Here is a 24,610-nt window from a genome sequence, read left to right as displayed (position 1 = left end):
CACCCTCCGCAGGTGCGTCACCCGGGAGCAACGTCCGGCGCCTGCCGCGGTCGCTGGTCCGGGTCCGGTAGGACCACTCGACAGGTCGCTGTCACCAACCTGCCGGACGCGTCGCGGTCTGGCGACGATCGTGCCTCAAGGTGTGCCGGGCCACAGGGGGACCGGCCGAGAACGTCGTCGGGTCATCCCGAACGGCTGTCCGGAGCGACCACGGCGAGTATCGCACACGACACACCGGGAACCATCACCGTCGCGCGGACAGCGGGTCGCCGATCTCCCCCGTCGCCGCGTCGAGGGGCCCCTGCGCGAGCCGGGTGAGCAGGGGTGCGCCGCTCGGCGCGAGACCCGCGACGGAGGCCAGCCCGGCGAGCACGTCGTCGGGACGGACGGCGGGTACGGCGTGTCGCAGCACCAGGTCGAGCCGGGCGCCGTCGGCGTGCTCGGCCGACGAGAGCGAGACGACCGCGGCCCGGCAGTCGAACTCGCGCAGCCCCTTCTTGGTCATCCGCTCGACGAGCACGGCCTCGGTGGCGAGGAAGGTCGCGACCGCGCTCGCGGCCGCCTCGGGGTCCGCGGCGACGTCGACGAGCCAGTGGCTGCCCTCCAGCAGGTCGGCGAGGGAGCCGCCGGGCGACTCCACCACGGCGAGCACGTCCAGCCCGTCGGGCAGGGCCTCGTCGAGCTGGGCGTGGATGACGGCCGGGTCGACGACCTCGGCGAGCCCGATCTCGACGTACTCGGCCTCGCTGGCCGCGCCGGTCGGAGAGGCGCCGGCGTACGAGATCCGCGGGTGCGGGTTGAAGCCGGACGAGTAGGCCATGGGCAGGCGGGCGCGGAAGATGGCCCGCTCGAAGGCCCGGCTGAAGTCGCGGTGGCTGGTGAACCGGAGCCGCCCGCGCTTCGCGTAGCGGATCCGGAGCCGCTGGACGGGTGGGGCTTGTTGCTCGGGCTGCGCACGCACCGGCCAAGGTTACGGGGCGAGGGCGGTCTTCATGGCAATCGACGGGTAGACCGTGCTGACCCGGTGTCCCGCCAGCCACGTGGTCAATCGGTCGGCCTCGGCCGCCAGCGCGGCGCGGGCGTCGGAGCCGACGTCCTCGAGCAGGTTGAGCACCACGACGCCGTCGGGGTCCTGCACCCAGCAGCCCACGATCCGGCCGTCCCACCAGGCGGTGGTGCCGGCGTTGCCATTGGTGTCGAAGAGCTGCGGGCCGAGTGCGCCCAGGTAGAAGTCGCGCTCCTTCCAGCCCATCACCGTCGGGTCGAGCACGGGAAGCAGCGCGGCCCAGGGCTCGAGGTCGGGCTCGATCTCCAGATCGCCGGGCAGCACCCAGCCGACCTGTCCCCCCTCGAGCGCGACCTCGACGGCGGCGACGTCGGCGAGCGCGGCCCGGACGGCGGACTTGGTCGAGCCCAGCCACCAGACGATGTCGGCCTCGGTGCCGGGCCCGAAGGTGGCCAGCCAGCGACGCACGAGCTCGGCGTACCCCTCCCGCTCCTTCAGCGGCTCGGGCACGCTCCCCCCGCGATGCTCGAGCCAGGTCTCCATCGCGGTCCACTGCGGCCGCGCGGTGCGCCAGTGCCCCCCGTTGCGGCCGCGCACGATCAGGCCCTCGACGCCGAGCTGGGTGAGGACGCGCGGCGCGATCGGGACGTTGGCGCCGTAGGACTTGCCCGGCGACATGTCCAGGCGCCCGGCGAGCTCGGGCACCTGGTCGCGCAGCTGCTGGGCGGACAGCTCGGAGCCGTCGCGCAGCCGGGCGAGGGTCGCGCTCGCGGCGGCCTCGATCCAGGCGTCGCCGTCGGTGGCGATCCCGGCGGTCACGACCTCCTTCGCCAGCCGGGTGCGCAGTGCGGTGGCGACGCGCGCGGACGCGCTCCCCCATGCCGCGGGCAGTAGGTCGCGCGGGAAGACGAAGAGCGTGCGGCGCATCGCGAGCTGCTTGACCAGCGAGCGGTCGTCGTACAACGCCCGGTCGACATCGGCCACGGTCAGCCCGTCGACCCGCGCCCACAGGGACAGGTAGACCGACGGCGCCTCCGTGGCGTGGAGGACCGTCATCGCCTCGGTCGCGGCGACCGGGTCCGCGGCGCGGTGTGCCGGCGCGAGGGCGTGCTGTCTCGCGAGTCGACGTCGTCTTTCGACGTCAGGGACGCTGCGCATGTGGACCATCCTGCCGAAGACCGCCGACGGTGCGGGTGAGAGCATCAGGCCAGTGAGCACTACCGCGCGGCGTACGACGACGCTGATCCTGGTCGGCATCGTCCTGCTCTCCCTCAACCTGCGCCCTGCGGCGGTCAGTGTCGGGCCCGTGCTCGACGAGATCCGGGACGCGTTCTCGATGAGCGGCCCCGCCGCGGGGCTGCTGACCTCGCTGCCGGTCATCGGCTTCGCCGTCTTCGGCGCGATGGCGCCGGCCGCGGCGCACCGGATCGGGCTGCACCGGGTCACGCTGCTCGCGCTGGTCGCGGCCGTCATCGGCCTCACCGGCCGCGCGCTGACCGGGAGCGAGGCGCTGTTCCTGCTCCTGTCCCTCGTGGCGCTCGGCGGCATGGCGATGGCCAACGTGCTGCTCCCGTCGCTGGTGAAGCTGCACTTCCCGGACCGGATCGGGTTCGTCACGGCGATCTACACGACGGCGCTGTCGACCGGTCTCACGGCGGCCCTGGTGCTGACGGTGCCGATCTCCGACGCCCTCGGCGGGTGGCGGTGGGGCCTCGGCTCGTGGGCGCTGGTGGCCGCGGTCGCGGCCATCCCGTGGATCGGCCTGTCCACTCGCGACCGGCACCTGGACCGGACCCCGCGCACGATCTCCTTCCGCGACGTCGCCCGCACCCGGCTCGGCGTCGCGATGGCGCTCTTCTTCGGCCTCCAGTCGCTCCAGGCCTACGCGATCTTCGGCTGGTTCGCCTCGCTGTGGCGCGACAACGGGTACGGCGCGACCGCGGCGGGCGTGCTCGCCGGCCTGGTCGCCGGCACCTCCATCCCGCTCTCGCTGTGGCTGCCCAACGTGCTCGTGAAGGCGAAGCAGCCGCGTCGGGTGCTCTTCATCGTGATCGCGACCTACCCGGTCGGGTACGTCGGACTGATGCTCGCGCCGCACTCGCTGGCGATCCTGTGGGCGGTCGTCATCGGCGTCGGGACCGTGACGTTCCCCCTGATCCTGACCCTGATCGGGCTGCGCGCCCGGACGCCCGAGGGCACCGCGGCCTTGTCGGCCTTCACCCAGTCGACCGGCTACCTGATCGCGGTCGTCGGCCCGTTCGCGGTCGGGGTGGTGCACACGGCGAGCGGCGGCTGGACCGTCCCGCTGGTCATGCTGCTGGTGCTCGCGCTGCCGCTGTTCGCGCTCGCGGCGTACGTCACGCGGCCGGTGTACGTCGAGGACCAGCTGGACCGCCGAATCGGGACTTCTGGTCAGTCGAGTCGGGAGTCTCGGTCAGGGTCGTGACCAGAAGTCACGACTCGGGTGACCAGAAGTCACGACTCGGCGGTCAGACGACGGACAACGGGAGCAGCTGACGGCCGGTGGGTCCGATCTGGATCTCGGTGTTCATCTCCGGGCAGACGCCGCAGTCGTAGCAGGGCGTCCAGCGGCAGTCCTCGACCTCGACGTCGGAGCTGCCGTCGGCCACCGCGAGGGCGTCCTCCCAGTCGGCCCACAGCCAGTCCTTGTCGAGGCCCGAGTCGAGGTGGTCCCAGGGCAGCACCTCGTCGTACTCGCGCTCGCGGGTGGTGAACCAGGCCAGGTCGAGGCCGTGTCCCGCGAGCGCGGTCTCGGCGCTCTCGGCCCAGCGGTCGTAGGAGAAGTGCTCGCTCCAACCGTCGAAGCGGCCGCCGTCTCGCCAGACCTGCTCGATGACGGCACCGACGCGCCGGTCGCCCCGCGAGAGCAGGCCCTCGATGGTGCCGGGCTTGCCGTCGTGGTAGCGGAAGCCGATCGCGCGGCCGTACTTCTTGTCGTCACGGACCGTGTCGCGCAGCTTCTTGAGCCGCTCGTCGGTGGTCTCGTGGTCGAGCTGCGCCGCCCACTGGAAGGGCGTGTGCGGCTTGGGCACGAAGCCGCCGATGGAGACCGTGCAGCGGATGTCGTTGCGGCCGGAGACCTCGCGGCCCTTGGCGATCACCTTGCGGGCGAGGTCGGCGACCTGCAGGACGTCCTCGTCGGTCTCGGTCGGCAGGCCGACCATGAAGTAGAGCTTCACCTGGCGCCAGCCGTGGGAGTACGCCGCGGCGACCGTCTGGATCAGGTCCTCCTCGGTGACCATCTTGTTGATCACCTTGCGCATCCGCTCGCTGCCACCCTCGGGCGCGAACGTGAGGCCGGAGCGCCGGCCGTTGCGGGAGAACTCGTTGGCCAGCGAGATGTTGAAGGCGTCCACGCGGGTCGACGGCAGCGACAGCGAGACGTTGGAGCCCTCGTAGCGGTCGGCCAGGCCCTTGGCGACCTCGCCGATCTCGGTGTGGTCGGCGGAGCTCAGCGAGAGCAGGCCGACCTCCTCGAAGCCGGACTTGCGGATGCCGTTCTCGACCATGTTGCCGATGGTCTCGATCGAGCGCTCGCGCACCGGGCGGGTGATCATCCCGGCCTGGCAGAAGCGGCAGCCACGGGTGCAGCCGCGGAAGATCTCGACGGAGAACCGCTCGTGCACGGTCTCGGCGAGCGGGACCAGCGGCTTGGCCGGGTAGGGCCAGGCGTCGAGGTCCATCAGCGTGTGCTTGCGGACCCGGAACGGGATCCCCGGCCGGTTGGGCACGACGGCCTCGATGGTGCCGTCGGCGGCGTACGTGACGTCGTAGAAGCGCGGCACGTAGATGTTGCCGCTGACGGCCAGGCGCCGCAGCACCTCGTCGCGGCCACCGGGCTCGCCCTCCGAGCGCCAGTCGCGGATCACCTCGGAGATCGCGAGCACGACCTCCTCGCCGTCGCCGAGCACAGCAGCGTCGAGGAAGTCGGCGATCGGCTCGGGGTTGAAGGCCGCGTGACCGCCGGCGAGCACGATCGGGTCGTCGTCGGTGCGGTCCTTGCTGTGCAGCGGGATGCCCGCGAGGTCGAGGGCGTTGAGCATGTTCGTGTAGCCGAGCTCGGTGGAGAAGCTCAGGCCGAAGACGTCGAACGCGCGGACCGGGCGGTGGGCGTCGACGGTGAACTGCGGGATCGGGCCCTGCTCGTCACCGGTGCGCATCACCTGCTCCATGTCGGGCCACACGGAGTAGGTGCGCTCGGCGACGATCCAGTCGCGCTCGTTGAGCACTTCGTACAGGATCTGCACGCCCTGGTTGGGCAGCCCGACCTCGTAGGCGTCGGGGTACATCAGGGCCCAGCGGACCGTCGGCCCCTCGAGTGCGCAGTCCCAGTCCTTGACGGTCGAGTTGAGCTCGCCGCCGACGTACTGGATCGGCTTGGAGACCGAGGGCAGTCGGGGCTCGAGACGGGCGAAGACCGACTCGGGGGCGCTGGCGGGCGCGGACATCAGAGAACCTCGCGGGGCTGGGAAGACGGAAGCACCCAGCGTACGACGGGCAGGTGCCGCGCAGCGAACCGTCAGTCGGCGTCGGGCGCGAGCTCCTCGAGCGCCTGCCGCGCGATCGGCAGCTCCTCCTGGGCCAGGGTGATCAGGTCCTCGAGCCCGGCGACGCCGTACCTGTTGGCGACGTGCTGCACGGCGTCGACGATCTCGGGCTCGTAGTCACGGTCCGTCATGGGTCCATCCAACACGACCGGAGGGTCAGAGCGGCGGTTCGCCACCCGCCTCCGCTCGGGCCGCGGCACTGGCGGACGTGGCCCTCAGCTCGACGGCGGGGAGCAGCAGCAGGATCAGGAACGCGAGGACGCCGACGCCGGCGGCGAGCAGGAACACCTGGTCCATCGACTCGGCGAAGCCGACCTTGAACGGGTGCGCGATGACGGCCGGGAGCTGCTCGATGAACGAGGAGTCGTCCTGCACCTTCTCCACGACCGAGGGGTCGAGGCCGTGCCCGGCGGCCACGGCCTGCTGCCACTCCGGCGTCTGCGACTCGACCTTGATGGCGTCGGCGATGTTGCCGCCGACGGTGCTGAAGAGCACCGACAGGAAGACCGCGACGCCGAGCGTGCCACCGATCTGGCGGAAGAAGGTCGCCGAGCTGGTGGCGACGCCGATCTCGGTCGGCGGCACCGAGCTCTGCATGATCAGCAGCAGCGGCTGCATGCAGTTGCCGAGACCGAGGCCGAGCACCAGCATCGACAGACTGACCCACACCAGCGAGGTGTCGGCGCCGCAGAGCGAGAGCAGCACGAGGCCGACGACGACGAGCGCGGACCCGACGATCGGGAAGAGCCGGATGTGGCCGGTGCGGGAGATGACCTGGCCGGCGCCGATCGAGCCGGCCATCATGCCGGCCACCATCGGCAACGTGAGCAGGCCCGCCTCGGTCGGCGACGCGCCGTGCACGATCTGCATGTAGAGCGGGAGCAGCATGATGCCGCCGAACATCGCGACGCCGACCGTGAGGCTGGCCGCGATGCACACCGCGGCCGACCGGATCCGGAACAGCCGCAGCGGGATCAGCGCGGCCTCGGCCATCATCCGCTCGGCGAGCACGAACCCGACGACGCCGACCACCCCGATCGCGTAGCAGGCGAGCGAGCGGGGCGAGTCCCAGCCCCAGTAGCGGCCCTGCTCGGCGACGGTCAGCAGCGGCACCAGGCCGACGACCAGGGCGAGCGCGCCCCACCAGTCGATGCGGACGTGGCGCGGGGTGTGGTGGACGTGGAGGGTGCGGAAGACGACCAGCAGGGCGGCGATGCCGATCGGGACGTTGACGAGGAACACCCAGCGCCAGCCGTCGATGCCGAGGATGGTCGCCTGCCCGGCGAAGAAGCCGCCGATGAGCGGGCCGAGCACGCTCGACGTGCCGAACATGGCCATGAAGTAGCCGGTGTAGCGGGCTCGCTCGCGCGGCGACACGATGTCGCCGATGATCGCCAGCACCAGCGTGAAGAGGCCGCCGGCGCCGAGGCCCTGGAAGGCACGGAACGCCGCGAGCTGGTACATCGTGGTCGCGAACGAGCAGAGCGCCGAGCCGATGATGAAGACCGTGATCGCGAACATGAAGAGCTTCTTGCGACCGTAGTTGTCGCCGAGCTTGCCGTAGATCGGCGTCGTGATGGTGGCGGTGATGAGGTACGCCGTCGTCACCCACGCCTGCACCGACAGCCCGTTGAGGTCGTCGGCGATGGTGCGGATCGACGTGCTCACGATCGTCTGGTCGAGGGCACCGAGGAACATCCCGAGCATCAGGCCCGAGAGGATCGTCAGGATCTGTCGGTGGGTGTACTCGCCGGCGCTGGCTTCGGGTGCCGGTGCCGCCACCGGGCTCGCGTTCTCGTTCATCGCGCGCAGCCTAGAACGTGTCCTACTCCGGGGCGACCCCGACCAGGTGCCCGTGCCGCACCTTGGCCTCCAGGTAGCGGGCGTTGCTCGCCGAGCGGTGCACGGCGGTCGGCACCCGGCGTACGACGTCGATGCCGAGCGCGGCGAGCTGGCCGGCCTTGTCGGGGTTGTTGGTGAGCAGCGCGACCCGCCGCTCCCCCAGCGCCTCGAGCATCTGCGCCGCGACGGTGTAGTCGCGCTCGTCCTCGCCGTAGCCCAGCGCGACGTTGGCCTCGTAGGTGTCCAGCCCGTCGTCCTGGAGGGCGTAGGCGTCGAGCTTGGCGTAGAGCCCGATCCCGCGGCCCTCCTGCCGCAGGTAGAGGAGGTAGCCGCCGACGTCGGCGATCCGCTCGACCGACTCCCGCAGCTGCGGACCGCAGTCGCAGCGCGCGCTGCCGAGGACGTCGCCGGTGAGGCACTCGCTGTGCACCCGCACCAGCGGATCGCGGCGTACGGCGGGGCCGAGCCGGAGGGCCAGGTGCTCGCGGCCGTCGGCGAGCCCGTCGAACGTGACCACCCGCGCGGGCGTCGACCAGCCGTCGGCGAAGCGCAGCGGGAGGGGCAGCTCGGCGCGGATCCGGACGGTCATGCGGACTCCTCGAAGCGGTCGGAGAGCCGGTAGCGGAGCAGCACGACCTCACCGATCCGGCGTACGTCGGCGAGCGTCGCCGGGGTCTCGGGGCCGAAGGGGAAGGGTCCGTCGTCGACGAACCGGCGGGCCGCGGAGTCGCCGACGAAGAACGGTGCCACGACCAGCTGGAGCTCGTCGGCGACGTCCTCGGCGAGGAACTGGGTGTGGATGGTGCCGCCGCCCTCGACCATGAGGCGGCGTACGCCGCGCTCGTGCAGATCCTCGCCGAGCCGGCGCATCGAGACCCGGGGTCCGCCGTCGACGACGGTCGCGACCGCGCCGAGCCGGGACCGGGCGGCGGCGACGTGCGCCGACGGGCTGTAGACGAGCTTCTCCGCGTCGCCGGTGGTGAAGAAGCGCCCGGTGGGGTCGAGGTCGGCGCGACAGGTGACGGTCACCTTGAGCGGCGTCGGCTTGAGACCGCGGGCGACCCGCTCGAGCTGGCGGTCCGGGTGCCGGACCAGCAGGCGGGGGTTGTCCTTGCGGACCGTGGTCGCGCCCACCAGGATCGCGTCGCAGCCGGCGCGCACCTCGTCGACGCGGTCGAGGTCCGCCTCGTTGGAGAGGATCAGCCGGTCGTCGCCGGCGCTGTCGAGGTAGCCGTCGATCGACATCCCGCAGCTGAGCACGGTGTAAGGACGCTCAGGCACGCACGGCTCCTCTCGCGAGGAGCACGCCGCCCGGAAGGGTCGCGACCAGGGCGAGCACGCCGTACAGCACCGCGACAGTGGCGCCCTGCGCGGCGCCGAGCCCGGCGGCCGCGAACGCCCACGCCGCCACGCCCTCGCGCGGACCCCAGCCCGCGACGTTGAAGGGGATCGCGGCGGCGAGCATGACGAGCAGGGCCAGCGGCACCAGCGCGGCGAGGGACGCGTCGGTGCCCGCGGCGCGGGCGGCGACCAGGAAGACGAGCACGTGGCCGGCCGACGAGAGAAGCGAAGCCGTGACGACCGCTGGCCAGCGCAGCAGGGCCGCAGCGATCGCGACGAGGAGCAGCGCGCTCGCCCACGGGGCCGGACCGACCAGGAGGACGGCGCCCGCGGCGAGCACCTGCACGGCCTGGCCGGAGCCGCGGTCGGCGACCACCGGCAGGGTGCCGTGCCGGACGGCCCGGTGGACGTCGCCGAGCACGCCGCCCGGGAGCGTGGCGTTGAGGAACTGCGAGCGGTAGTAGGCCGCGACCGCCTCGCGCAGCGGTACGTCGACTCCGAGGCGGCGCGCGAGGACCCGCCAGCGCCAGGCACAGCAGACGGTGGTGGCCGCGGTGAGCACGAGGGCGGCGACGAGGGCGCCCGGACCGGCCGAGCGGACCGCGACGACGAAGGGCTCCGGCCCGACCCACCAGAGCACGCCGGCGAGGACGACGAGTCCGCCGAGGACCTGGGTGCGGCGGCTCACGGGACCACCTCCGCGAGGGCTCCGGAGACCAGTGCGGCCGTGCGCGACCAGTCGCCGAGGGAGGTACGCCGGGCCCGCGCAGCCTCGCGCAGCGCAGCCCGGTGCGCGTCGTCGGTCAACCAGCGGCGCAACGCCTCGGCCAGCGCACCGGGATCGCCCGGCGGCACCAGCACCCCGGCGTGACCGACCGCCTCGTGCACGCCGCCGACGTCGCTGGCGATCACGGGGACCCCGCGCGCGAGCGCCTCGGTCACGACCATCCCGTAGGTCTCGGCACGGGACGCGAGCACCAGCAGGTCGGCCTCGGCGTAGGTCGCGTCCAGCTCCGCGCGGGTCTGCGGCCCGGTCAACCGCACCGCGTCACCGACCCGGGCGGCGAAGGCCGGCTCGATCTCGGTGGATCCGACACCCCGGCAGGTCCAGGCGAGGTCGCCCAGCCCGTCGAGGGCGTCGGACAGCACGTCGTACCCCTTGAGGAACGTCACTGCCCCCACGCACAGCAACGTCCCTCCCGAGGCCGAGCCCGCCGCCGGTGCGGCGAGGTCCACCCCCGGCTCCGCGACGCGCACGCGCGACGGGGCCAGGTCGTACCACTCGATCAGCCGGCGGCGCGTCCACCGGCTCGTCGTGACGACGGCCGCCGCGGCACGCAGCACCTCGCGCTCCCAGGCGACGACGACCCCGCGGGGCATGTGCACGAGCACGACCACCCGGAGCCGGGCCGCCTCGTCAACCAGCTCCGGCGAGGCGAGCAGCCCGTCGACCAGGGCCAGGCCACCGTCCGGGACCGTGGTCGTCGAGGCGTGCTCCCGCACCGTCCACCCGGCGTCGGCGAGCCCGGCGATCACCCGCCGGTCGTAGACGTTGCCGCCGCTCGGCCGCGCCGGGTCGTCGATCCCGGCGGGCACCACGACGTGGACGGTCCTCACAGCGACCTCTCGTAGCCCGCCCACGCGACGTGGGACTCGTGCAGCGTCACCTGCAGCCGCTGGGGGGCGCCGAGCTCGCCGACCCGGTCGGCCAGCCGGTCGGCGACCACCCGCGCGAGCACCTCGGTCGTCGTGTTGGCGTCGGCGAGGTCGGGCTCGTCGTCGAGGTTGCGATACGTCAGCGCGCCCAGCACCTCGTGCAGCACCTCGCTTGCGCGACCGATGTCGACCAGGATCCCGTCGGGGCCGAGGTCGGAGCCGGAGAACGTCGCGTCCACGACGTACGTCGCGCCGTGCAGCCGCTGCGCCGGTCCGAACACCTCGCCGCGCAGGCTGTGGGCGATCATCATGTGGTCGCGGACGGTCACCGAGAACATGCCGGGAACACCTCAGGCCTCCTGCGGGTAGCAGATCGTGTGGCACAGCGCCGGGAGCTCCCCGGACGCCAGCGCGGGCAGCACCTCGGGCAGGTCGGCGAAGTCGGACTCCCCCGTCAGCAGCGCGTCGAACGCGGGGTCGGCGAGCAGCTCCAGCGCGAGCGCCATCCGGTCGGCGTGGGTCCGCGACGCGCGGCGGGCCGGCGCGACCCGCCCGACCTGGCTGGCCCGCACGGCGAGCCGCCCGGAGTGGAACGCGCCACCGAGCGGCAGCTCGACCCGCTCGTCGCCGTACCAGCTCAGCTCGAGCACCTCCCCCTCCGCCGCCAACAGGTCCACCGCGAGCCGGAGCCCGGCGCCGGTGCCGCTGGTGTGGACGACGGAGTCACGTCCGCGCGGGGCCTCGTCGGGGGTCGCGAAGTCGGCGCCGAGCGCCGCGGCGACCGATGCCCGCGCGGTGTCGACGTCGACCAGGGTGACCTCGACGCCCGGCATCCGGGCCAGCAGCCGGGCGACCGAGCAGCCGACCATGCCGGCCCCGACGACCGCGACCCGGTCGCCCACCAGGGGCCCGAGGTCCCACAGCGCGTTGACCGCCGTCTCGACCGTCCCGGCCAGCACCGCCCGGCGCGCGGGCACGTCGTCGGGCACGACCGTGACGGCCGAGGCCGGCACGACGTACGCCGTCTGGTGCGGGTGCAGGCAGAAGACCGTGCGCCCCCGCAGCACGGCCGGCCCCTCCTCCACCACGCCGACCGAGAGGTAGCCGTACTTCACCGGCCCCGGGAAGTCGCCCGCCTGGTACGGCGCCCGCATCGTTGCGTGCTGGTCGACCGGGACGCCGCCGCGGTGGACGAGCAGCTCGGTCCCGCGGCTGACGCCGGAATGGAGGCTCCGCACCAGCACCTCGTCGGGACCGGGCTGCGGCAGCGGCTCGGTGCGCAGCTCGCCGCGCCCCGGCTCGCGGAGCCAGTACGCCGCGGCGGTGCGGGTGCCGGTGAACCGAGGTGGCGCGGTCGCCGTATGGCTGGTCACACCCCCACACACGGAGGCACGGTGCCCCAGGTTCAGCATCCGGCCAACGTGGTCACGATGGTCCGGGCCGCCCTCGCCGTCGTGGTCGCGGTCGTCGGGCCCACCGGCTGGGGACTCGCGCTCGTCGTCGTGGCGCTCTGCCTGGACGGGGTCGACGGCCAGGTCGCGCGGCGTACCGGCACCGTCAGCGCGCTCGGCGCCCGCTTCGACATGGAGACGGACGCGTTCCTGATCCTCGTGCTCAGTGCGTACGCCGCGGTCGACCACGGGTGGTGGGTGCTGCTGATCGGCGCCGCCCGCTACCTGCTCTGGGTCGCCGAGCGCGTGCTGCCGTGGCTGCGCCGGCCGGTGCCGCCACGCTACTGGCGCAAGGTCGTCGCGGCGGTGACCGGCATCGTGCTGGCCGTGGTCACCTCGGGGCTGCTGCCCGCAGCGGCCGACCAGGTGCCCCTGCTCGGCGTGCTCGCGCTGCTGGCCGAGTCGTTCGGCCGCGACGTGTGGTGGCTCTGGCGCACGCGGACGGCGGAGGTCGCCTACCCCCGCGGCGGCGGCGCCACGCTGCTCGCGGTCGGCGCGGTGTGGCTGGCGCTGACCCTCCCGCAGGACCCCGGTGACCTGGTGCGGTTGCCGGTCGAGGCCGTGCTGCTGCTCGCGCTCGCGCTGCTCCCCTGGCGGCGCCCGCGTCGTACGGCGTCCGTCGCGCTCGGCCTCGTGCTCGGCGTGGTCGTCGTGCTCCGTGTGCTCGACCTCGGCTTCGAGCGGATCCTGGACCGGCCGTTCGACCCCACGGCCGACTGGGTCTACCTCGGGCCGGGCGTCGGCGTGCTCGCCGACTCGATCGGCGTGCCCGCCGCCCGCGCGGTGGCGGTCCTCGCCGGGGTGCTGGTGCTCGCCGTCCTCGTCGTGCTGCCGCTCGCCACCGTCCGGGTGACCGGGGCCGTCACACACCACCGGCGGCAGGCCGCCGTCCTCGCCGGCGTCGTCGTGCTCGCCGGGCTCACCCAGGTCGGATCGACCAACGCCGCCGCGCTGGCCTACGACGAGGTCGTGCAGGTGCGCGCCGACCTGGCCGACCGGGAGACGTTCGGGCGCGAGATCGCGACAGACCCCTACGCCGACGTCGCCGGCCCGCAGCTGCTGAGAGGCCTGCGGGGCAAGGACGTGCTGGTCGTCTTCGTCGAGTCCTACGGCCGGGTTGCGGTGCAGGACACGTCGTACTCACCGGGCGTGGGCGCCGTCCTCGACGACGGCACCCGACGTCTCCGCCGGGCCGGCTACGCGACCCGGAGCGCCTTCCTGACCTCACCGACGTTCGGCGCGGCGAGCTGGCTCGCGCACTCCACCCTCCAGTCCGGGGTGTGGACCGACAGCCAGAGGCGCTACGACCAGCTCCTCGGCTCCGACCGCCTGACACTCACGTCGGCGTTCGGGAAGGCGGGCTGGCGCACCGTCTTCGACGTGCCCGCCAACACGAGGGACTGGCCCGAGGGCGAGGACTACTACGGCTTCGACCAGCTCTACGACTCGCGCGACGTCGGCTACCACGGCCCGCAGTTCGGCTACGCGCCGATGCCGGACCAGTACACGCTGAGTGCATTCCAGCGACTCGAGCTCGACGCCGCCGACCGGCCACCGGTCATGGCCGAGATCGACCTGGTCTCCAGCCATCACCCGTGGGCCCCGTCGCCGTTGCTGGTCCCGTGGGACCAGGTGGGTGACGGGTCCGTCTTCGAGGACGCACCGACACAGCCGGGCTCCTCGGACGTGCAGACGCTCTACGGCCAGTCCGTCGAGTACACGATGGACACGCTCGTCTCGTGGCTCGAGCAGCAGCCCGACCCCGACCTGGTCCTGCTGGTGCTCGGCGACCACCAGCCGCACTCCTACGTCTCGGGTGCCCACCCCGGCCACGACGTGCCGGTCTCGGTCATCGCCCACGATCCCGCCGTCGTACGCCGGATCGCCGGCTGGGGCTGGCAGCCCGGGCTGCACCCCGACCCGGACGCACCGGTCTGGCGGATGGACGCGGTCCGCGACCGCTTCCTGGAGGCCTTCAACTCGTGAGCCTCAGCCGTCGAGGCGGAGCACCGGCCGGCCGTCGGCGGTCAGCACCTCGACGGAGCTGATGTCGGCGGCGTCCAGCGCGGTCGCGCCCGTGAGGTGCATGGTCCGGCCCGGCAGCGCCTTCCAGGTCGCGACCTGCTCGACCGTGCCCCCCGACGTCCGCACCACGAGGGAGTAGACCGGGGCCGCCTCCTCGTGCTGGTAGCCGCCGCTCGGCTCGTCATAGCTGCACGTCAGGTCGAGGCGCGTGCCCCACGCGACCGACGTGAGCGCCACGCTGGCGTCCACGCGGTCCTGGTCGAGGGGCGTCATCGTCTGTGCCTGGGCCGTCGGGGGCGGCTCGTCCTCGGACGTCACCTCGAGGACGGTCGCACCCGCGGCGGCCACCGCGACCACAGCGGCAGCCGCGGCCAGGCCGACCGCCCAGCGCCGGCGCCGGCGCCGCTGCTGACGGCGTACGCCGTCGACGAGGCGGGGCAGCAGGGTCTCGGGCAACGGCTCGGGCGGGGGTGCGGACTCGACCTCGTCGAGCGACAGCCGGCCCAGGAGGCCGGGCAGCCCGGCGATCCGGCGCACCGACGCGGCGCACTCGGGGCAGGTCGCGAGGTGGCGCTCGAAGGCCAGGCGCTCCTGGGGCGGCAGGGCACCGAGGACGTAGGCGGCGTCGTCGTGGGCGAACTCGCAGGCGCTCATGCGACCACCCCCATCTCCTCGAGAGCGAGCCGCAGCGCGCGCAGCGCGTAGTGGGTGCGCGACTTCACCGTCCCGGCGGGGACGCCGAGACGCTCGGCGGCCTCCGCGACCGGCAGCCCGCGGTAGTAGCACTCCACGAGCACCGCCCGGTGCTCGGGCGAGAGCCGGTCGAGCGCGTCGGCGACGACCCAGGAGAGCAGCACCTCGTCGGTGCGGTCGGCCTCGCCGGCACCGTCGGGCACCTCGGGGACGGCCACCTCGCTCTGCGACCGCTTGGTGCGCCACTCGTCGATCACGATGTTGCGCGCCACGGTGAACAGCCAGGACCGGACCGAGCCCTGGGAGTCGTCGAGCGCCGGCAGCCGGCGCCAGGCGCGCAACAGGGTCTCCTGGACGACGTCCTCCGCGCGGGCGCGGTCGTGCCCGGTCAGGCGCAGGCAGTAGCCCCACAGCGCAGCAGCGTGCTCGTCGTGCAGCTGCTGCATCAGCGCCACCGGGCTCCCCGGGCTCTCCGCCATCGCCACCTCCACCCCTGACACGGAGGGTACGGCGCAAAGGTTCAGCCCTGCTTCTCCTCGAGCGCCTCGGTGAGCAGGCTGACCAGGGCCTCGAGCTGGACGTCGACCGAGGTCGCGACCGTCTCGCCGGCGCCGTCGAGAGCCCGGGCGGCGAGGCCGGCCTTGCTGTCGATGAGCTCGGCGATCCGGGTGTCGATCGTCTGTGCCGCGATGATCCGCCACGCGGTGACCGGCTCGGACTGGCCGATCCGGTGCACCCGGTCGATCGCCTGGGTCTGCTCGGCGTCGGTCCACGAGAGCTCGGCGAGCACCAGGTTGGAGGCGACCTGGAGGTTGATGCCGACGCCGGCCGCGGTGAGCGAGCAGACGATGACCTCGACCTCCGGGTCGTTGACGAAGTCGTGGATGTTCTGCTCGCGCGCCTTCGTGCTCTGGTCGCCGCGGATCGACGAGTAGCGGATGCCGCGGCGGGCGAACGTCTCCTCGGCCGTGTCCATCACGTCGATGTGCTTGGCGAAGAAGACGACCTTGCCGACGCTGCGGGCCAGCTGGGCCGCGTAGTCGGCGGCCAGCGCCGACTTCGCCTGGCCGATGTGGCGCATCATCGTGAAGACGTTCTCGCCCGACGAGCTGTCGGTGTCCTCGCGCTCCCAGGTCGCGACCTGGCGCACCAGCGCGTGGTCGATGCCCTCGACCGTCCTGCCCGACGTCCGGGTGGCCAGCGCCGTCTCGTAGCGCTCGACCATCCGGCGGGCCAGCTCGCGCTCGGCGTCCCGGATCGAGCGGCCGACCTCGCCGTCCAGCTCGACCGGCAGGTCGGCGACGCGGCGGGCCGGGATGTCGGCGGCGACGTCGACCTTGCGGCGACGCACGATGCCCATGTCGACGACGCAGCGGCGCGCGGCCGGGTAGAACGCCGGGTCGGCGGGCGTCAGACCGGTCTCCTCGAGCGGGCCCATCAGCTCGGCGAGCGGCTTCTTGTCGTCGATCCAGCCGAGGAACTGCCAGATCGCGCGGAAGTCCTCGATGTCGTTGATCAGCGGCGTGCCGGTCAGCGCCATCAGCAGCGGCCGGACGGTGCGCTGGCGGATCTGCTCGGAGAGGTGCAGCACGTGCTGCGAGCGCTGGGACGACTTGTTCTTGATGAAGTGGGCCTCGTCGACGACCATGCCGCGGAAGCCGTGGTCGCCCATCCAGCCGACGTGCCGGTCGAGGACCTCGTAGTTGACGACGACGATGTCGGCGAAGCCGTCGATGTCCTCGCCGTCGCCGTGGATCACGGCGACCTCACGGTGCGGCGTCCAGATGCCGGCCTCGCGTGCCCAGTTCATCTTGACGACGTTGGGGACGACGACGAGCAGCGGGTAGGCCTTGGCGGCTTCTGCGGCGAGCAGCGACTGCGCGGTCTTGCCGAGGCCCGGCTCGTCGGCGAGCAGGAAGGTGCGGTGGCCCTGGCGCGCGGCCTCGACCAGCTGCGCCTGGTGGTGCATGAGCTCGTGGGAGCCGGCGGCCTGGAGCGAGGCCGGCTCGGGCAGCGCCATGCAGGAGGTCGCACCGGCACCGGCGAACTCGAAGGACCGGAAGAGCGGGCCGAGCAGCTCCCAGGTCGCCAGCCGGTGGGTGAGCGGCTTGCGGCCGACCGCGGAGAAGTCCGGGGCGAGGAAGGGGTTGGCGAGCTGGCGCGAGATCACGGACTGCGGGACCACCCGGCGCTCGGTGTGGGTCACGACGGCGGTCTCGTCGACCTCCGGGACCTCCTCGACCTCGGCCTCGAGGCCGGCGGCCGCGATCATCTCCTTGCGCAGCTCCTTGGCGGCGTCGGAGATGACGGCGTCCTCGGCGAGCAGCGTGAAGAGCGTCGAGTCGCGGGCGGCGGTCTTCGCGAGGATCGTCGCGATGCCGTCGAGCCGCTTGAGCTGCTCGTTGCGCTGCGCATCGGTCAGCTCGGTGTCGCCCTTGACCCGGATCCGCTCCTCGCGCGCGAGGAGCGCGACGACCTGGAACTTGGTGCGGACGCCCGGCATCGCGGAGCGTCGCTCCACGGCGTTCTCGACCTCGCGCACGGCGCGGGCGAGGACCGGGATGATCCCGTCGTTGTCGAGCGGTCGACGGCGGCCGTTGCGCTGGTTGTTGGACCCGCGCTGGTTGGACGAACGCTGCGACGTACGGCGGCTGGCCGTCTGCTGCTGGCCCGATCGAGCCAAGGACCCCTCCTCGGAGTGGCGGCCACGGGCACAGCAGGCGACGGATCGCACCCACCCAGCCCCGTGACCGGGACGTACAGACGTCGGACGAGACGGCCGGCAGGCCGGCTCCCCGACGCGAACCGGTCGGCGTTTGCGGCAGCCGACCGAGGGAGACGCGGACCCGACGGGTCCGACGTCCCCGCCATGGTAGCGCGCCGCCCCCGCGTGCCGCACACCGATGCGGACAGTCGTCGGCAGATACTGAGCCATGGCGCGTGGACTGCGAGCGTGGCTGCTGCCCGAGGGCCAGCGACGCACCCTCGACGAGCTGACCGAGGACCTCGACCTGCGCTCGGGCGACGCGTCGGCGAAGCGGTCGGCGTTCTGGACGATGCTGACGCTCTCGGCGGTGATCGCGTCGGCCGGCGTGCTGGCCGACTCCACCGCCACCGTGATCGGCGCGATGATCATCGCGCCGCTCTCGACGCCGATCATGGGCATGGCGCTGGCCGCGGTGAAGCAGCAGCGCAACTGGTCGCTGCTCTACGTCACGCTCGGCTCGCTCGAGGTGGTCGCGATCGGCGCGATCGCCGTCCAGCTCCAGCCCGGCATCGTGCTCCTCGACAACTCGCAGATCTCCGGGCGCACCTCCCCCGGGCTGGTCGACCTGGTCGCCGCGATCGCGACCGGTCTCGCCGGCGCCGTCGCGCTGGCCCGCCGTGACGTCGCCGCGGTGCTGCCCGGCGTCGCCATCGCGATCTCGCTGGTCCCGCCCCTGGCGGTGGTCGGCGTGTGCCTCGGCGCCGGGGACCTCGAGCTCGCCCTCGGTGCGCTGGTGCTGTTCCTGTCCAACACCCTGGCGCTGGTGCTCGCCGGGATCCTCATGTTCACGGTCCTCGGCTACACCAACGAGGCGATCGTCCGCGCCGACCGCTTCCGCGGCCGCACGTACGTCGTGCTCGCGGTCGTGGCCGTGCTCGTGACGGTCCCGCTCGCCGCCAACACCTACGCGAACTACCGGCTGCAGCGCTGGCAGACCGAGGTGCAGGACACCTCGACCGCGTGGCTCGACGACACCCCCGACGCGGCGGTGACCGACGTGGAGTTCCACGCGCTCACGGCCTACGTGTACGTCCAGCACACGGGCGACCTGCCACCGTACGACGAGCTGCTCGCCGACCTGGACCGCGTGCTGCCGGACGGGATCGCGATCGTGGTCGACTCGACGTTCGGCCGCGAGGTCGACATCGGGACGACGGGCGACCTGTGAGTCAGACCGTGAAGTCGACGCCCTGCGCGAGCGGGAGCTCACCGGAGAAGTTCACGGTGTTCGTCGCCCGGCGCATGTAGGCGCGCCACGCGTCCGAGCCGGACTCGCGCCCGCCGCCGGTCTCCTTCTCCCCGCCGAACGCGCCGCCGATCTCGGCGCCCGAGGTGCCGATGTTCACGTTGACGATGCCGCAGTCCGACCCCTCCGGCGAGAGGAACAGCTCGGCCTCGGCCTGGTCGGAGGTGAAGACGCTCGACGACAGGCCCTGCGGCACCGCGTTGTTGAGCTCGATGGCCCCGGCGAAGTCGTCGTAGGGCAGCACGTAGAGCAGGGGCGCGAAGGTCTCGCGGGCGACCACCTCGGTCTGCGCGTCCATCCGCACGATCGCGGGGCGCGCGTAGAACGCGTCGGGGGCGACGTCGTCGAGCGCCCGGCCGCCGCCCGCGACGAGCTTGCCGCCGTCACCGGTCGCTGCCGAGATCGCGGACTCCATCGCGTCGTACGCGCGCTGGTTGATCATCGGGCCGACCAGGGTGCCGTCGGCCATCGGGTTGCCGATCGGCAGCCGGCCGTACGCCGAGGCGAGCCGGTCGGTGAGCTCGTCCACGACGCTGGTGTGGGCGATCACCCGCCGCATCGTGGTGCAGCGCTGCCCCGCCGTACCGGCGGCGGAGAAGACGATGCCGCGCACGGCGAGGTCGAGGTCGGCGCTGCCGGAGACGACGGCCGCGTTGTTGCCGCCGAGCTCGAGGAGGCTGCGGCCGAAGCGCTCGGCGACCCGCGGACCGACGAGGCGGCCCATCCGGGTCGAGCCGGTGGCGCTGAGCAGCGCGACGCCCGGGTGTTCGACGAGCGCCTGGCCGACCTCGGGGCCGCCGAGCAGCACCTGCGAGAGCGCCTCGGGCGCACCCTGCTCGGCGATCGCCTGCGCCAGCACCGCGTGGCAGGCCAGCGAGGTGAGCGGCGTCAGCTCGGAGGGCTTCCAGACGACCGGGTCGCCGCAGACCAGCGCGACCGCGGTGTTCCACGACCACACCGCGGCCGGGAAGTTGAAGGCGGAGACGACGCCGACGACCCCGAGCGGGTGCCACGTCTCCATCAGCCGGTGGCCAGCGCGCTCCGAGGGCATCGTGCGGCCGTAGAGCTGGCGCGACAGCCCGACCGCGAAGTCACAGATGTCGATCATCTCCTGGATCTCACCGCGGGCCTCGGAGGTGATCTTCCCGGCCTCGATGCTGACCAGGACCGCGAGGTCGTCCTTGTGCTCGGCGAGCAGCTCACCGAACCGCTTGACCAGCGCGCCGCGTGCGGGCGCCGGCACCCGACGCCACGCCCGGAACGCCTCCTCGGCGCGGCCGACCGCCTCGTCGACGTACGCCGCGTCGCGCCAGCCGAGCGTCGTCACCTGCTGGCCGTTGATCGGCGAGCGGGTGACGACGTCCCCCGTGAGCCCGTCGACGTCGACGCCGCACCTGCGGGCGGTGTCGAGGGCCAGCGCGGACAGCTCGGACTGGGTGGGGATCGAGGTCATGCCCTGTTCCTACACGATGTTGAGCTCGGGGCGGGCGCCGAGCCCGGAGAACCGCTCGACCGACAGCGCGGCGACGTCGACGACCGGATCGCGGCCGAGCACCAGGTCGCGGAGGACCTCGCCGATGGCTGGTCCCATCAGAAAGCCGTGGCCGGAGAAGCCGGTGGCGTAGAGGAAGCGGGAGACCCCGGCGGCCTCCCCCACCAGCGCGTTGTGGTCTGGCGTCATCTCGTAGAGGCCAGCCCAGCCGGAGGCGATGCCGACCTCGGCCAGGGCCGGCGCCCGGCGGGCGATCGCGTCGCCGAGCCGGGGCAGCCAGGCGTCCGTGCGGCCGAGCTCGAAGCCGGGCCGCTCGTCGGGGTCGGACATGCCGAGCAGCAGCCCGGGTCCCTCGGCGTGGAAGTAGAGCGACGTGGCGAAGTCGATGGTGAAGGGCGTCGCCGGGTCGAGCCCCGGCATCGGCTCGGTGACGAGGATCTGGCGACGCAGGGGTACGACGGGCAGGTCGACGCCGACCATCTGCCCGACCGCCGCCGACCAGGCGCCGGCCGTGCAGACCACCATGTCGGTCGCGACCCGGCCACCGTCGGTGACCACCGCTCGCACCTGACCGTCGACGACCTCGATCCCGGTCACCGCGCAGTGCGTGGCGATGCGGGCACCCGCACGACGCGCCCCGCCGGCGTACCCGAGCACGACGGACTCCGGCGTGCAGTGCCCGTCCTCGGGCGACCACGCCGCAGCGAGGATCCCGTCGAGGGCGACCATCGGCGAGAGCCCCTGCGCCTCCGCGGGCGAGATCATCCGGCTCGGCACGCCGAGCGAGTTCTGGAGCGCGACGTTGGCCTCGAACGCCGCGACGTGGTCGGGGTCGTCGAGCAGGAAGAGGTAGCCCGAGCGGTGCAGGTCGATCTCCTGCCCGAGCTCCTCGCCGAACCGCTCGTAGGCACGCAGGCTGCGCTGCCCGAGCTCGATGTTGACGGGGTCGGAGAACTGCGCGCGCACCCCGCCCGCGGCCTTGCAGGTCGAGCCGGAGCCGAGGGTGTCGCGCTCCAGGACCAGCACGTCGGCGACACCCGACCGGGCCAGGTGGTACGCCGCGCTGAGCCCCATCACGCCGCCGCCGATGACGACGACCGAGGCCCGCCCAGGGAGGTCAGTCACGGGCGGCGCCGAACACGGTCTCCCAGTCGCGCGCCATGCTGACGACCGTCCATCCCAGCCGGTGCCCGACGTCGGTGATCGGCTCGGGGTCGGCGAACGTCGCCGCGGTGCTGACGTAGGCCGTCTCGCGATCGGCGTCGTCGTGGTCGACCAGCACGGCGAGGGTGGGCCCGGCACCGGCCGCGACCCACTCGAGCATCTCCCGGTCACCACCCGAGTTGCCGGCCGCGAAGATCGGCCGCCGGCCCAGCTGGGTCTGGATGTTCGAGACCTTGATGGCACCCTCGTTGGCGCCGTTGACGAGCTCTGTCGTACGCCGCAGGCGCGGTCCGGTGCCGTCGTCGGCGGTGGGCACGAACTCGTAGGCGATCAGGCTGCCCACGACGTTCTGCGCCGGTACGCCGTACAGCTCCTGGCTGACGGCACGCACGAACTCCGTCCCGCCACCGGTCACGACGCAGAGGGTGAAGTCGCGCCGCCGCAGCTCGTCGAGCAGCTCGAGCATCGGCGCGTACGTCGGCGCCACCGTGCCCGACATGAAGTCGCGGACCCGGGCGGTGAACTCCTCGGGCTCCTCACCCTCGAACAGCCCGGTGAGGGCGTAGGCGATCCGCTCGAGGCCGATCTCGCCGATCGCCGCCTGGTCCCCGCTGATCAGGGCCGCGAACTCCGGCTTCTCCGCGGCGGAGGGGTCCGCCTGGATCGCGCTCTTCATCGCGTCGACGAAGAACCGGAGCTGCACGTACTCGGGCTTCTCGGACCAGAGCGTGCCGTCGTTGTCGAAGCAGGCGACCCGCTGCTCGACCGGCACGGCATCGGCCGCGTCGAGGAACGCGACGATCGCGTCGCGGGTCGCGCCGGGGCGCCAGGAGGGCAGCAGCTCAGTCATCGTCGGTCCCTTCAGGTCGTCGCACGCACCGGAAGCCGACGTGGCTCATCCCGGTGTCGATCATCTGCGGGCGCCGGGCGGCGGGCCGGTAGCGCAGGCAGTAGGAGTCGGCGCACAGGTGCGATCCGCCCTTGACGACCTTGCGGCCGACGCGGAACTGCGGCTGCGCCGGGTCGTAGCTGGCTTCCAGGTCGCCCCCGCGCGGGTTCTCCGGTGCGCAGCACGGAGAGGCGGCATCGTCGGGGTGCCGGCTCGTCCACCAGTCGTCGGTCCACTCCCAGACGTTGCCGGCCATGTCGTGCAGGCCGAAGCCGTTGGCGGGGAAGCTGCCGACCGGCGCCGTCCGCTGGAAGCCGCTCTCGCCGGTGCTGCGCCACGGGAAGTCCGGGCCGTCCCAGGTGTTCGCCATGATCCTGCCGCCGGGGCGCGCCTCGTCGCCCCACGTGTACGGCGCGCCGTCGAGCCCGCCGCGGGCGGCGTACTCCCACTCGGCCTCGGTGGGCAGCGCGGCGCCGGCCCAGGCGGCGTAGGCCGCGGCGTCCTCGTGGGCCACGTGCACAACCGGGTGGTCGAGGCGCTTGTCGATGTCGCTCTTGGGTCCGTTGGGGTGCTTCCAGCACGCGCCCGGCTTCCAGCGCCACCACTGGCTGAGGTGACGCAGGTCGACCGGACCGCGGGTCGGGACGAACACCATCGAGCCGGGCACCAGGTTGTCCGCGGGCGCGTCCGGGTAGTCGGCCGGGTCCAGCGGTCGCTCGGCGACGGTCACGTAGCCGGTGGCCTCGACGAACTCGGCGAACTCGGCGTTCGTCACCTGGTGCGCGTCGATGGCGAACGCGCCGACCCGCACCTGGTGGGTCGGCGCCTCCTCCGGGTAGTGGTCGTCCGAGCCCATCCGGAAGGTGCCGCCGGGCAGGTCGACCCGCACTCAGCTGCTCCCGGCGACCGACTGCAGCTTCGCCAGCACCTGGTCGACGCTGAAGCTCGGCGGCGTCTGGCGCACCGGGAACTCGACGAAGGACTGGATCATCTCGCCGACGTACAGCTGCGCCGGGATGAAGAGCCAGATGTGGTCGAGGACCCAGTCGTAGTAGGTGTTGGAGGTGATGTCGGCGCGCTCGTACGGGTCGGTCTTGAGGTTGAACAGCTTCGGGAAGCGCAGCTCGGTGAAGGGCTCCTGCCAGATCTGGAGGGTGCCGGTCGCGCGCTGCTCCAGGAAGACGAACTTCCAGTTGTCGTAGCGCATCGCGGTCAGGTCACCGTCGTCGGAGACGTAGAAGAAGTGCACCCGCGGGCTCTTCTCGGCAGCCCCGGTGACGTAGTCGAGCTGGTTGTGCCCGTCGAGGTGCACCTTGTACGTCGATCCCGCCAGCTCGGTGCCACCCAGCAGTCGCTCGGCGACGTCCGTGTCACCCGCGGCGGCGAGCAGCGTGACGAACCAGTCGTTGTGGCTGACGATCCCGTTGCGGACCTCGCCGGCCGGGATGTGGCCGGGCCAGCGCACCATGGCGGGCACGCGGTAGGCGCCCTCCCAGTTGGAGTTCTTCTCGCTGCGGAAGGGCGTCATGCCGGCGTCGGGCCAGCTGTTCATGTGCGGGCCGTTGTCGGTCGAGTACATGACGATCGTGTTGTCCGCCAGGCCGTTCTCGTCAAGGTAGTCGAGCACCGAGCCGACCAGCTCGTCGTGGTCGACCATCACGTCGTGGTACTCCGACTGCCACCGCCCTGCCTGGCCGCGCGACCCGTCCTTGATGTGCGTGCGGAAGTGCATGTGGGTGGTGTTGAGCCACACGAAGAACGGCGTGTCGCTGTCCTTGGCGTCGCCCATGAATCGCAGCGCCTCCGGCACGATCTCATCGTCGATGGTCTTCATCCGCTCCTTGGTGAGCGGTCCGGTGTCCTCGATCCGCTGGGTGCCGTCGCCGTTGGCCCAGGAGTGGATGACGCCGCGCGGCCCGAACCGCTTGCGGAAGTTCGGGAACTCCTCCTCGGTCGGGTAGTCGGGGAGCTCGGGCTCCTCCTCCGCGTTGAGGTGGTAGAGGTTGCCGAAGAACTCGTCGAAGCCGTGCATGGTCGGCAGGAACTCGTCGCGGTCGCCGAAGTGGTTCTTGCCGAACTGCCCGGTCGCGTAGCCGAGGTTTTTCAGCGCGGTCGCGATCGTCGGGTCCTCGGCACGCAGCCCGATGTCCGCCCCCGGGAAGCCGACCTTCGTGAGCCCGGTGCGGTAGGGGTTCTGGCCGGTGATGAACGCCGCCCGGCCCGCCGTACAGCTCTGCTCGCCGTAGTAGTCGGTGAACTTCACGCCCTCGGCCGCGACCCGGTCGATGTTGGGGGTGCGGTAGCCCATCAGCCCGTCCGAGTAGCAGCTGAGGTTGCTGATGCCGATGTCGTCACCCCAGATGATGAGGATGTTCGGCTTGTCGGACATGTGGACTCCTTCAGATGACGAGCGCTATCACGGAGGGACGTCTCGACCGTAGTGCGGTGCCTGTAGCCCGGTCCTCACCCG

Annotated in this window: 22 protein-coding genes; 3 read left to right on the top strand and 19 right to left on the bottom strand. The window is 72.5% G+C overall.

Annotated features, from left to right (window positions below; genetic code table 11):
• Positions 1–244 precede the first annotated feature (244 nt).
• Entirely contained in the window at positions 245–961 is a 717-nt protein-coding gene (locus tag ACFPYL_RS08600) for a TIGR03936 family radical SAM-associated protein (protein ID WP_379152936.1), read from the bottom strand.
• 9 nt (positions 962–970) lie between these two features.
• Positions 971–2,164 carry a winged helix DNA-binding domain-containing protein gene (locus tag ACFPYL_RS08595; protein ID WP_379152935.1) on the bottom strand — a complete coding sequence of 398 codons (1,194 nt, stop codon included), beginning with the start codon at positions 2,162–2,164 and terminating at the stop codon, positions 971–973.
• A 52-nt stretch (positions 2,165–2,216) separates the two neighbouring features.
• Between ACFPYL_RS08595 and ACFPYL_RS08590 the strand changes: the two genes are divergently transcribed.
• Entirely contained in the window at positions 2,217–3,452 is a 1,236-nt protein-coding gene (locus ACFPYL_RS08590) for an MFS transporter (protein WP_379152933.1), read from the top strand.
• Positions 3,453–3,495: 43 nt separating this feature from the next.
• Here the strand turns inward: ACFPYL_RS08590 and ACFPYL_RS08585 are convergent, their stop codons facing one another.
• The 9 genes from ACFPYL_RS08585 to ACFPYL_RS08545 form a co-directional block, all read right to left on the bottom strand.
• Positions 3,496–5,475 (bottom strand): TIGR03960 family B12-binding radical SAM protein, encoded by a 1,980-nt coding sequence (locus ACFPYL_RS08585; protein ID WP_379152931.1) that lies wholly within the window; start codon positions 5,473–5,475, stop codon positions 3,496–3,498.
• A 71-nt stretch (positions 5,476–5,546) separates the two neighbouring features.
• Positions 5,547–5,705, bottom strand: a complete 159-nt coding sequence (locus ACFPYL_RS08580) for a hypothetical protein (RefSeq protein ID WP_379152929.1) — start codon at positions 5,703–5,705, stop codon at positions 5,547–5,549.
• Between the two features lie 25 nt (positions 5,706–5,730).
• A complete protein-coding gene (locus tag ACFPYL_RS08575) occupies positions 5,731–7,377 on the bottom strand; it encodes an MDR family MFS transporter (protein ID WP_379152927.1) in 1,647 nt (548 codons plus the stop codon).
• A gap of 22 nt (positions 7,378–7,399) precedes the next feature.
• Complete coding sequence (locus ACFPYL_RS08570) at positions 7,400–8,005, bottom strand: GTP cyclohydrolase II (RefSeq protein WP_379152925.1); 606 nt, start codon at positions 8,003–8,005, stop codon at positions 7,400–7,402.
• Entirely contained in the window at positions 8,002–8,697 is a 696-nt protein-coding gene (locus tag ACFPYL_RS08565) for a RibD family protein (protein ID WP_379152923.1), read from the bottom strand. The genes ACFPYL_RS08570 and ACFPYL_RS08565 overlap by 4 nt, the downstream gene beginning before the upstream one ends.
• Complete coding sequence (locus tag ACFPYL_RS08560; RefSeq protein WP_379152921.1) at positions 8,690–9,445, bottom strand: lysylphosphatidylglycerol synthase domain-containing protein; 756 nt, start codon at positions 9,443–9,445, stop codon at positions 8,690–8,692. The genes ACFPYL_RS08565 and ACFPYL_RS08560 overlap by 8 nt, the downstream gene beginning before the upstream one ends.
• Positions 9,442–10,374, bottom strand: a complete 933-nt coding sequence (locus tag ACFPYL_RS08555) for a glycosyltransferase family 4 protein (protein WP_379152919.1) — start codon at positions 10,372–10,374, stop codon at positions 9,442–9,444. The genes ACFPYL_RS08560 and ACFPYL_RS08555 overlap by 4 nt, the downstream gene beginning before the upstream one ends.
• Positions 10,371–10,751 (bottom strand): 6-pyruvoyl trahydropterin synthase family protein, encoded by a 381-nt coding sequence (locus tag ACFPYL_RS08550; protein WP_379152917.1) that lies wholly within the window; start codon positions 10,749–10,751, stop codon positions 10,371–10,373. The genes ACFPYL_RS08555 and ACFPYL_RS08550 overlap by 4 nt, the downstream gene beginning before the upstream one ends.
• Before the next feature lie 12 nt (positions 10,752–10,763).
• Complete coding sequence (locus tag ACFPYL_RS08545) at positions 10,764–11,786, bottom strand: zinc-dependent alcohol dehydrogenase (RefSeq protein ID WP_379152915.1); 1,023 nt, start codon at positions 11,784–11,786, stop codon at positions 10,764–10,766.
• Positions 11,787–11,843: 57 nt separating this feature from the next.
• Between ACFPYL_RS08545 and ACFPYL_RS08540 the strand changes: the two genes are divergently transcribed.
• Complete coding sequence (locus ACFPYL_RS08540) at positions 11,844–13,850, top strand: CDP-alcohol phosphatidyltransferase family protein (protein ID WP_379155413.1); 2,007 nt, start codon at positions 11,844–11,846, stop codon at positions 13,848–13,850.
• 3 nt (positions 13,851–13,853) lie between these two features.
• Here the strand turns inward: ACFPYL_RS08540 and ACFPYL_RS08535 are convergent, their stop codons facing one another.
• The 3 genes from ACFPYL_RS08535 to ACFPYL_RS08525 are packed head-to-tail and all read right to left on the bottom strand — an operon-like array spanning position 13,854 to position 17,265.
• Entirely contained in the window at positions 13,854–14,543 is a 690-nt protein-coding gene (locus ACFPYL_RS08535; protein WP_379152913.1) for an anti-sigma factor family protein, read from the bottom strand.
• Positions 14,540–15,061 carry a sigma-70 family RNA polymerase sigma factor gene (locus ACFPYL_RS08530; RefSeq protein ID WP_379152911.1) on the bottom strand — a complete coding sequence of 174 codons (522 nt, stop codon included), beginning with the start codon at positions 15,059–15,061 and terminating at the stop codon, positions 14,540–14,542. Before ACFPYL_RS08530 ends, ACFPYL_RS08535 begins: the two co-directional genes overlap by 4 nt.
• Before the next feature lie 41 nt (positions 15,062–15,102).
• Complete coding sequence (locus tag ACFPYL_RS08525; protein ID WP_379152909.1) at positions 15,103–17,265, bottom strand: DEAD/DEAH box helicase; 2,163 nt, start codon at positions 17,263–17,265, stop codon at positions 15,103–15,105.
• Between the two features lie 250 nt (positions 17,266–17,515).
• Here ACFPYL_RS08525 and ACFPYL_RS08520 point away from each other — a divergent pair, with 250 nt between their 5' ends.
• On the top strand, positions 17,516–18,517 hold the full coding sequence (locus ACFPYL_RS08520) for a DUF389 domain-containing protein (RefSeq protein WP_379152907.1): 1,002 nt from the start codon (positions 17,516–17,518) through the stop codon (positions 18,515–18,517).
• A 1-nt stretch (position 18,518) separates the two neighbouring features.
• Here ACFPYL_RS08520 and amaB read toward each other — a convergent pair whose 3' ends face one another.
• From amaB to ACFPYL_RS08495, 5 genes are read right to left on the bottom strand one after another with little or no spacing between them, the layout of a single operon-like run.
• The gene (gene amaB, locus ACFPYL_RS08515; protein ID WP_379152905.1) at positions 18,519–20,048 is read right to left on the bottom strand and encodes an L-piperidine-6-carboxylate dehydrogenase; all 1,530 of its coding nucleotides are present in this window, start codon (positions 20,046–20,048) and stop codon (positions 18,519–18,521) included.
• 9 nt (positions 20,049–20,057) lie between these two features.
• The gene (locus ACFPYL_RS08510) at positions 20,058–21,212 is read right to left on the bottom strand and encodes an NAD(P)/FAD-dependent oxidoreductase (protein WP_379152903.1); all 1,155 of its coding nucleotides are present in this window, start codon (positions 21,210–21,212) and stop codon (positions 20,058–20,060) included.
• Complete coding sequence (locus ACFPYL_RS08505; protein WP_379152901.1) at positions 21,205–22,101, bottom strand: HAD family hydrolase; 897 nt, start codon at positions 22,099–22,101, stop codon at positions 21,205–21,207. The genes ACFPYL_RS08510 and ACFPYL_RS08505 overlap by 8 nt, the downstream gene beginning before the upstream one ends.
• Complete coding sequence (locus ACFPYL_RS08500) at positions 22,094–23,029, bottom strand: formylglycine-generating enzyme family protein (protein ID WP_379152899.1); 936 nt, start codon at positions 23,027–23,029, stop codon at positions 22,094–22,096. Before ACFPYL_RS08500 ends, ACFPYL_RS08505 begins: the two co-directional genes overlap by 8 nt.
• Positions 23,030–24,529, bottom strand: a complete 1,500-nt coding sequence (locus ACFPYL_RS08495; protein WP_379152897.1) for an arylsulfatase — start codon at positions 24,527–24,529, stop codon at positions 23,030–23,032.
• Positions 24,530–24,610 lie beyond the last annotated feature (81 nt).

Origin of the sequence: Nocardioides hankookensis (genome assembly GCF_042658885.1) — a bacterium.
Lineage (GTDB): Bacteria > Actinomycetota > Actinomycetes > Propionibacteriales > Nocardioidaceae > Nocardioides > Nocardioides hankookensis.
This window is presented reverse-complemented; position numbering and strand designations above follow the sequence as displayed.